Raw genomic sequence first — 9,480 nt, 5'->3', positions numbered from 1 at the left:
CGCAACTGCCAGGCAAGGGCGCGGCGCATGCCTGCGGGCACAATCTGTTCGCGGCAGGATCGCTGGGCGCGGCGCTCGCGGTGCGCGACTGGCTCAAGGCCACAGGCACGCCGGGCCGGGTGCGGCTCTACGGCACGCCGGCAGAGGAAGGCGGCAGCGGCAAGGTCTATCTGGTGCGCGAAGGCCTGTTCAAGGACGTCGATTTCTCGATCCACTGGCATGCCGATGACGAGAACAGTGCGGCGGCGCGCACCAGCCTGGCCAACCGTTCGGCCAAGTTTCGCTTCACCGGCGTCTCCGCGCATGCCGCAGGCGCGCCCGAGCGCGCGCGTTCCGCGCTCGACGGAGTCGAGGCGATGAACATGATGGCCAACATGATGCGCGAGCATGTGCCGCAGCAGACGCGGATGCATTATGTCATCACCGAAGGCGGCAGCGCACCCAATGTCGTGCCCGATTTTGCCGAGGTCTTCTATTATGTCCGCCACCCCGATGCCGACGAGGTGCGCCGCATCTGGACCCGGCTCGAGGCGGCGGCCCAGGGCGCGGCGCAGGGCACCGGCACCAAGGTCGAATGGGAGATCATCCACGGCAACAACGCGCTGCTGGTCAACGAACCGCTGGCGAAGATGATGGACGCCAAGCTGCGCCAGGTCGGCGGGATCAACTATACGCCCGACGAAACCAGGTTCGCCGAGGGCATCCGCGCAAGCTTCGACAAGCCCGACCTGCCGCTGGGCAGCCAGAGCGAGATCCAGCCCTATGACGTGACCCTGGGCTATGGCTCGACCGATGTCGGCGATGTCTCCTATGCGACACCCACGGTGGGCGTGCGCACCGCCACCTGGGTGCCGGGCACGTCCTCGCACAGCTGGCAATCGGCCGCGGCGAGCGGCATGTCGATCGGCTTCAAGGGGGCTCAGGTCGCCGCCAAGGCGATGACGCTGGCGGCGATCGAGCTCTACACCAACCCGGCCCTGCGCGACGAGGCCACCGCCGCGTTCAAGCAGGCGCTGGGGCCGAACTACACCTACAATTCGCTGCTCGGCGACCGCAAGCCACCGCTCGATTACCGGGATTGAGCTGGCGCATACGTCCCTCGACGCAGTTCATCCTGAGCGGCTGGCCTGCCAGCCAGCCGAAGGGCTCGGGACAAACGGATGTGGGCCAGTGAGCGACTACGGCTCCAATGCCCGCACAATCTCCGTTTGTCCCGAGCGTGTCGAGGGACGTCACGCAACCGTCCCGCAAACCCTCACCTCAGCTGAAATTCGCCGCGCGCTTCTGCATGAAAGCGAAGACCGCCTCCATCTGGTTGGGCGTGCGGATGACGCCTTCCTGCAAGACGCTTTCCTCCATCAGGATGGCATCGGTATCCATGTCCGGGGTGCGGTTGAACAGGTCCTTGGCGGCGCGGATGGCGTCGGGGTTCTTGCCCGCGATCTCGCTGGCGATCGCCATCGCGCGCGCGTGCGGATCGGCATAGACATGCGTGGCAAAGCCGATTCGGCCCGCCTCTTCGCCGCTGAACTCGCGGTTGGTATAGGTGAGCTCGCGCAGCGCATCGTCGCGCACCGTGCCGCGCCAGAGCGCATAGCCGCCCATGTCGGGGATCAGGCCCCAGCGCATTTCCATGATCGACAGCCGCGCATCGGGCGCGATGATGCGCATGCACGCGCCCGACATGATCTGCAGCCCGCCGCCGAAGCACACGCCGTGGACCGCCGCGATCACCGGCATCGGCAGCTTGCGCCAGCCGAACGCGACCTGCTGGAACTTGTTCGCGTTGCCATAGGTGCGGTCGGTGAGCTTCGACGGCGCAGAGCCGTCCGACCCGCCCGCGGGCGCGGTGAAGCTTGCCATGTCGAGCCCGGCGCAGAACGAGCGCCCCTCGCCCGACAGCACCACCGCGCGCACGCCCGGTTCCTGTTCCAGCCGGTCGATCGCAGCGATGATGCCGTCGAACATCGCCGGGTCGAGCGCGTTCATCTTGTCCGGGCGGTTGAGCCGCACATCGGCGACGTGGTTCTCGATGCTGATGCTGACCCGGTCGTTCATGAAACTGCCTCTCCGTTGCGCTTGAGTGCCTGCTCCACCAAGGGGAGCTGATCGTTGCCGAAATACATATCGGTGCCGCCCACGAAAATCGAGGGCGATCCATAGCCGCCGCGCGCCACCAGCCGCTCGGTATTCGCGCGCAGGCGATCCTTGACCGGCTGGCTGTTCGCCGCTTCGACCAGAGCCGCGCCGTCCATGCCGATCGCGACGGCCACCGCCTTGATCTCCGCAGGATCGTCGAGATTGCGCTGCTCGACAAAATAGGCGTCGAAGGCCGCCTCGGCGAAGCGCTCGAGCGCGCGCTGGTCATCCTCCAGCGCGCAACAGGCGCGCATCGCGTTCACGCTTTTCAACGGGTGCCAGGGCACGGGGAATTTGAGTTCCACCCCGGCCAGCGTCGCCCAGTCGCGCATCACCTTGCCCATATGGCGGAACTTGGGGCTGTCGGTCGCTTTGCGCGCGGCATAGACCGAGGGATTGACCGCATTGAACACCCCGCCGACCAGGATCGGTGTCCAGTGGATCTCCGCGCCATGCCGCGCCGCGATCGGGCGGATGTTGTGGAAGGCGAGATAGGTCCAGGGGCTCGACAGGTCGAAGCAGACTTCGATTGGGTGGGTCATGATGAAGCTATCCTCGTTACCCGTTCTCCGGCGAAAGCCGGAGCCCAGGAGTCACGTCGTGATGTAGCCGCTCTGGACTCCGGCTTTCGCCGGAGAACGGGACGGAGCGTCATCACGTCCTGATCCCGAACAATGTCTCGCGCACCTTCGCGTCCGCCTGCGGGTTGCGGTTGATCGCGTCCTTCATCACCGCCAGCCCTGCCTGCAGCGCGGGTCGCTCGCGGCACAAAGCGTACCAGCGCTTGATGTTCGGATAGTCGTCGAGCGTGATCTCCTGCCGCTTGTGCGTCATGATCCACGGGAAGATCGCGATATCGGCAATGGTATATTCGCTGCCTGCGACATAGTCCGCCTCGCCCAGCCGCCGGTCGAGCACGCCATAGAGCCGCGCGGTCTCGCGTTCATAGCGGTCGATGGCATAAGGCAGTTTCTCGGGCGCATAGAGCTTGAAATGGCCGTTCTGGCCGAGCATCGGCCCCAGCCCGCCCATCTGCCACATCAGCCATTGCAGGACGTTGTACCGCCCGCGCAGATCACGGGGCAGGAACCGGCCCGATTTCTCCGCGAGATAGAGCAGGATCGCGCCGGTCTCGAACACGCTGACCGGATCGCCGCCGCCGTCCGGTGCATGATCGACGATCGCCGGAATGCGGTTGTTGGGGCTGATCTTGAGGAATTCGGGTGCAAACTGCTCGCCCGCGCCGATATTGACCGGGCGGACCGTGTAGGGCAGCCCGGATTCCTCGAGCATGATCGAGATCTTCCACCCATTGGGTGTGGGGGCGTAATACAGATCGATCATGGCCTCTCCCGCGCGGATTCGCATTGCGTCTTGCAACCGACCATAACCGCTGCGCCCCGCGTCGCGGCAGATCATCGATCCAGGGCTGCACCTCGCCGCGCTGGCGCGCATCGCACAGCACCGGGCGGTGGCGCGCTGCATCGGGGGCGCCCGGCCAGGGCTGGGCATCGATGCCGAAGCGCGAGAGCGCCAGCGCCATTCGCTCGAGCGCATCGGGCGGGCCCCCGGCGAGCAGCCAGCGGCGCGCGGGCAATGCCGCGCCTGGCGATGCGCTCGCCGGGGATGCGCCACCCAGTGCCGGATCGGACGGAAATTTCATGCCAGCCCCCCGGGGCACGGCCTTGTGCCCCGGGCAGCATTAAAGCGCGTTCATCGCATCGCTTTGAGCGCAGTCGCCTCCGAAACGGAGGGTTGAGAGCGGTGGCTCAGGAGCCGACCGCCTGGCCCGGCGTGTTGACGCCCATGCTGGCGAGATAGCGCTTCACGTTGCGCGCGGCCTGGCGCAGGCGCTGCTCGTTCTCGACCATCGCGATGCGGACATAGCCCTCGCCGTCCTCGCCATAGCCCACGCCCGGCGCGACCGCGACCTTGGCGTGCTGCAGCAGCTGCTTGGAAAATTCCAGACTTCCCATATGCTTGAGCGCAGGCGGAAGCGGGGCCCAGGCAAACATTGAGGCGCGCGGCGGCGGGATATCCCAGCCGGCGCGGCCGAAGGCATCGATCATCACGTCGCGGCGCTTGTGATAGAGCTCGCGGTTCTTCTGGACGATATCCTGCGGCCCGTTGAGCGCCGCGCAGGCCGCCGCCTGGATCGGCGTGAATGCTCCATAATCGAGATAGCTCTTCACCCGGGTGAGCGCGGCAATCAGCTGGCGGTTGCCCACAGCAAAGCCCATGCGCCATCCGGCCATCGAATAGGTCTTGGACATCGAGGTGAACTCGATCGCGACGTCCTTGGCGCCCGGCACCTGCAGGATCGAGGGGGTCGGGCAGCCATCATAATAGAGCTCGCTATAGGCAAGGTCCGACAGCACCCAGACCTTGTTCTCCTTCGCCCAGGCGACCAGCCGCTCGTAGAACGCCAGGTCGACCACCTTGGCGGTCGGGTTGGAGGGATAGCCGACCACCAGAACCGAGGGCCGCGGCACGGTGAACGCCATCGCGCGGTCGAGCGAGCGCCAGTAATTCTCGTCGGGCGTGGTCGGCACCGAGCGGATGGTGGCACCGGCGATGATGAAGCCGAAGGTGTGGATCGGATAGCTGGGATTGGGCGCGAGCACGACATCGCCCGGCGCGGTAATCGCGGTGGCCAGGCTCGACAGGCCTTCCTTCGATCCCATCGTCACCACGACCTCGGTCTCGGGATCGAGCTCGACATTGAAGCGGCGCGCATAATAGTTCGCCTGGGCGCGGCGCAGGCCGGGAATGCCCTTGGACTGGCTATAGCCGTGCGCATCGGGCTTCATCGCGACTTCGCAGAGCTTCTCGATCACGTGCGGCGGCGGCGGCAGGTCGGGATTGCCCATGCCCAGATCGATAATGTCCTCTCCGGCCGCTCGCGCCGCGGCCCGCATCGCATTGACTTCAGCGATCACATAGGGCGGCAGGCGTTTGATGCGGTAGAATTCGTCGGACATATCGATTTCGCTTTTCAGTTCTCCGTGAATGGAGCGGCATCCTTGACCTATGTATGCGCGCGTGTCGAGCAAAAGCGGGAATTCTGCGGCGGTCATCGAGCAATTATCAGGGACTTATCTTTGCAACCCCACGCTGCTAGGACAGCCCAAAGCAAAGCCAACGAGAGGCCGCCCATGTCCGCCGAGAAAGACTTCACCCCGCCGGGACTGCCCACGCTGGAAGAGATGCAGCACTGGACCTGGGTGTTCGGCCGCGCGCAGCAGATGATGCTCGAACATGCCGCGACCATGGCGCAGCAGATGGCGCAGAAGGACCTGCCCGCGCTGACCGATCCCGCGACCTTCCAGGCGAAGCTCCCCGCCTGGATGGGGTCGATGCCGCAGGCGATGCTCGATGCCCAGGCCGATATGTGGCGCGACGGTATGACTCTGTGGCAGGGCTTTATCGGCGCGATGACCCCGCCTGCGCTGATCGCCGAGCATGAGGGCGGCCCGCCCGCGACACCGACCCAGGTACCCGAGCTGCGCAGCGACCGCCGCTTCGCCGCGCGCCAGTGGCACGACAACCCGGTCTATGCGTTGATCCAGCAGAGCTATCTGATGGTCAGCGAACAGATGCTGCGCGTCGCCGACCGGCTCGAGGGGCTCGAGCCCAAGCAGAAGGAAAAGCTGCGCTTTGCCTTGAAGGGCATGATCGACGCGTCGAGCCCCGCCAATTTCGCGCTGACCAACCCGCTGGTGATGGAGAAGATGGTCGAGAGCAAGGGCGAGAACCTGCTCAAGGGCCTCGACCATATGCTGTCCGACATGCGCAAGGGCCAGCTCACGCACACCGACCCCAATGCGTTCGAGTTGGGCCGCAACATCGCGGTGACGCCGGGCAAGGTCGTGTACGAAAGCCCGCTGTTCCAGCTCATCCAGTATGCGCCTGCGACCGACGAGGTGGTGGAGACGCCGCTGGTCATCTTCCCGCCCTGGATCAACCGCTTCTACATTCTCGATCTCAATCCGCAGAAGAGCTTCGTCAAATGGGCGACGGAGCAGGGCATCACCGTGTTCATGGTCTCGTGGAAGTCCGCCGACGAGAGCATGGCCGAGGTGATCTGGGACGATTATGTCAAGGCGCAGATCGAGGCGATCGATACCGTGCGCGACCTGCTCGAGGTGCCCTCGGTCCACACCATCGGCTATTGCGTCGCGGGGACCACGCTCGCCGCCACGCTGGCGCTGCTCGCGAAGCGCGGCGAGGCCGAGCGGGTGAAATCGGTCACCTTCTTCACCGCGCAGGTCGATTTCGAGAAGGCGGGCGACCTCACCCTGTTCGTCGATGACGAGCAGCTCGCGCTGATCGAGCAGCTCGGAAGCGCGGGCTATCTCGACGGGCGCTACATGGCCGCGACCTTCAACCTGCTGCGCGGGCGCGACCTGATCTGGAACTATGTGATCAACAACTATCTGCTCGGCGAGGATTATCCCCCGTTCGACCTGCTCCACTGGAACGGCGACACCACCAACCTGCCCGCCAAGTGGCACAAGTCGTATCTGAAGGACCTTTACCGCGACAACCGGCTGGTCCAGCCCGGATCGCTGAGCATCGACGGCACGCCGATCGACCTGCGCCTCATCCAGACCCCGGCCTATATCCAGGCGGGCAAGGAGGACCATATCGCACCATTGGAAAGCGTGTGGCGGCTGAACGAGGCATTGTCCGGCCCCACCCGCTTCGTGCTCGCAGGATCGGGCCATATCGCGGGCGTGGTCAACCCGCCCTCGGCGCAGAAATACCAGTACTGGACCAATGACGCGCCTGCGAACAGCCTCGAGCATTTCGTCGCAGGTGCGAAGGAGACCAAGGGCAGCTGGTGGCCCGACTGGATCGAGTGGCTCAAGGCGCACGACCCGAAGACCGTGAAGGCCAAGGGCGCGCGCGTGCCCGGCCAAGGCAAGCTCAAGGCCATCGAGGATGCGCCGGGACGCTACGTCAAGGCGCGCTGACGCTCTTGCGGCAAACGTGCGGGCGCGCTATAAAATCAGCATCAGGTTATTGCGCTCGCCGGCCTTTTGTGCAGTGCAACATTTTCCTTGACGTCCAGCCCTCCGATCACTATTGTGCAGTGCAGCATGAAGCAGCACGAGAGTGAGACCGCAATGTCTGATCAAGGTAAGATGCCCCCCGCCAAGGACGCTGGCGAGGCTTATGCCGCTGCCGTGAGTGCGAAGACGGAAGTCGCTCCGGCGGCTCCCAAGGCCGAACCTGCCAAGGCTGCCGACCCCGTGGTCGCGCCGAAGGTCGCCAAGGCTGCGGCACCTGCCGTAACCCCGGCGCCCGTGGCGGCGAAGCCTGCCCCCGTGGCCAAGGCGGTGGCTGCCAAGCCCGTCGTCAAGGCCCCGGAACCCAAGATGGCCAAGCCTGCCGCCAAACCGGCAAAGCCCAAGACCACGCTCGTTAAACAGTCCGCAGTTCCCGCATTACAGGCCGCCGTCCCGGCCGCCGCACCCGCAATCAAGAAGGAATCGATCATCATGACCACCGCAGAAACCATCACCGCCGAAACCAAGAAGACCGCCGAAGCCATGACCGAGCGTCTGAAGAGCCTGATGGGCGACATGTCGACCCGCGCCAAGACCGCCTATGAAAAGGGCACCGAAATGGTCTCGCAGGCCAGCGAGTTCAACAAGGGCAATGTCGAAGCCCTGGTCGAATCGGGCAAGATCGCTGCCAAGGGCGCGCAGGAAATGGGCCAGGCCTATGCCGAAGACGCCAAGAAGGGCTTTGAAGAGCTGACCGCGGCGCTCAAGGAAATGACCACCGTCAAGTCGCCGACCGAGTTCATCGAGCTGCAGACCAAGCTGGTCAAGAAGAGCTTCGACACCGCCGTCGCCCAGACCTCGAAGAACAGCGAAGCGTTCATCAAGCTGGCCGGCGACGTGTTCCAGCCGATCTCGAACCGCGTCAGCGTCGCGGTCGACAGCTTCAAGAAGGCCGCGTAACCCTTACGCCCCTTCCCGCTGGGAATTGAAAAAGCCGCTCCGGGCGACCGGGGCGGCTTTTTTGCGCATCCGAAATTAGACAAACCCAATTCTACATATCTTTTCGACTACATCTTCTCAAGGCAAGCTTCAAACCAATCCAAAGCGCGTCGATATAGAGCCACATCCGCCAAATCGATGTCCTTAGCGTGCGCGTCAGGGCGTTCATTTACAATAGAGGCATTTTCCTTTAGAATCCTCTTATCGTAAAACACCGCCTGGAAAACATCCCAATTCTTTGAAATTATATTAATCAACTCTCGCCAATAAATTCTTTCAGCGATCTCTTCTACTTTGTAACCAGACAACTCGCTCCGACGCTGGGCATCCAATGCGGACAATATGATGTCCTTAGAGTTCTTCGACTTGTCAGTTAAAGAGACAAATCGAATAAAGTTAAAGGCTACCCCTCTCAATCGACGCTCAATGAGATTACGCCTCCTAGAGATGATCTGTATTTCTTCAACCCAATCACTCAGACCAAGCTTAAGTTTCACCTCAGGCTGCTTATCAACTTCGACGACTCCAACAGCACTTTCATCCAACAGCCTGCGCAGTCCAGCCTCGATAATGGATCCTGACAAATTTCCTCGTGCCGAGACTAAACCATAATTTTTTAAAACCCTTAGAGCTGCAGGTGATTGGCCGTCTTTACTATCCCCGAGAATGGCCAACGCCGTTGACTTTAGTTCAGGGTAAACCCTAAAAAGGTGCTGAAGGGCCACCGTAGCCATGCTAGCACCTTCATTCTCAATAAAAAACTTCAAACTAGGACCAATTGCATCCTTGGTCATAGTTAGTGGTCGCGCAGCAGTGTCAGTGCGTCCGTGGATATATGAACAAGCCTTTCGAATCCAAAATGGCATATCACTACAAGCCGCAGCAATCGCTTCTGCAGCAGCATCTTCAAAATGCAAGCCAGCCATCGCACCTACATTCTTGATCATTGCAACTGCTGCACCGCGAGGGAGAGGGCTGAGATATTCCTCTGGCACAAAAGATAGTGCGGCATTTTCTACCCCGTCGATGGACTCAACCGAGAACCATTTGCTCGAAACCCCACAAACTAATACTGATAATTTCCCTCCAGCCCGAGTAGCGGCTTGATAACCTGCACGTATATTCCGCCAAAAATCTACAAATTCTCGCCTCCAATGATCAGCAGTCGGACTACCTGGTGTAATATAGTCAATTTCATCAAAAGCTAGAATGCAAGGGGCCTTGAGGCGCAAGACAGCTTCATTAAATTTTTTTGAAGCCTCGTTCATATCATAATCTTCACTTATTACTTTTAGCTCATAAACTTCTCCAGACTCATCATGTGAAAAGT

8 protein-coding genes are annotated in these 9,480 nt (G+C 62.2%); 3 read left to right on the top strand and 5 right to left on the bottom strand.

Going from position 1 to position 9,480, the window contains the following annotated elements:
* On the top strand, window positions 1–1,082 hold a 1,082-nt coding region (locus DM995_RS17445; RefSeq protein WP_116970225.1), incomplete at its 5' end, for an amidohydrolase.
* A 178-nt stretch (window positions 1,083–1,260) separates the two neighbouring features.
* Here the strand turns inward: DM995_RS17445 and DM995_RS17440 are convergent.
* From DM995_RS17440 to DM995_RS17425, 4 genes are all read right to left on the bottom strand, one after another.
* Window positions 1,261–2,058, bottom strand: a complete 798-nt coding sequence (locus DM995_RS17440; protein WP_116970224.1) for a crotonase/enoyl-CoA hydratase family protein — start codon at window positions 2,056–2,058, stop codon at window positions 1,261–1,263.
* Window positions 2,055–2,681, bottom strand: coding sequence for a 2-hydroxychromene-2-carboxylate isomerase (locus tag DM995_RS17435; RefSeq protein ID WP_116970223.1), 627 nt, complete (start codon window positions 2,679–2,681; stop codon window positions 2,055–2,057). Before DM995_RS17435 ends, DM995_RS17440 begins: the two co-directional genes overlap by 4 nt.
* A gap of 112 nt (window positions 2,682–2,793) precedes the next feature.
* Window positions 2,794–3,483, bottom strand: a complete 690-nt coding sequence (locus tag DM995_RS17430) for a glutathione binding-like protein (RefSeq protein ID WP_116970222.1) — start codon at window positions 3,481–3,483, stop codon at window positions 2,794–2,796.
* 425 nt (window positions 3,484–3,908) lie between these two features.
* Window positions 3,909–5,120, bottom strand: a complete 1,212-nt coding sequence (locus tag DM995_RS17425) for an LL-diaminopimelate aminotransferase (RefSeq protein WP_116970538.1) — start codon at window positions 5,118–5,120, stop codon at window positions 3,909–3,911.
* Window positions 5,121–5,294: 174 nt separating this feature from the next.
* Between DM995_RS17425 and DM995_RS17420 the strand changes: the two genes are divergently transcribed.
* Together DM995_RS17420 and DM995_RS17415 are read left to right on the top strand one after the other, a co-directional pair.
* Window positions 5,295–7,115, top strand: coding sequence for a PHA/PHB synthase family protein (locus DM995_RS17420; protein WP_116970221.1), 1,821 nt, complete (start codon window positions 5,295–5,297; stop codon window positions 7,113–7,115).
* Window positions 7,116–7,268: 153 nt separating this feature from the next.
* Window positions 7,269–8,111, top strand: a complete 843-nt coding sequence (locus DM995_RS17415; RefSeq protein WP_157973259.1) for a phasin family protein — start codon at window positions 7,269–7,271, stop codon at window positions 8,109–8,111.
* Between the two features lie 107 nt (window positions 8,112–8,218).
* On the opposite strand, the gene DM995_RS21375 is transcribed toward DM995_RS17415, so the two are convergent.
* Window positions 8,219–9,480: hypothetical protein (locus DM995_RS21375; RefSeq protein ID WP_198669411.1), on the bottom strand; the 1,262-nt coding region annotated here is incomplete at its 5' end.

This window comes from Blastomonas sp. UPD001, assembly GCF_003426715.1.
Lineage (GTDB): Bacteria > Pseudomonadota > Alphaproteobacteria > Sphingomonadales > Sphingomonadaceae > Blastomonas.
This window is presented reverse-complemented; position numbering and strand designations above follow the sequence as displayed.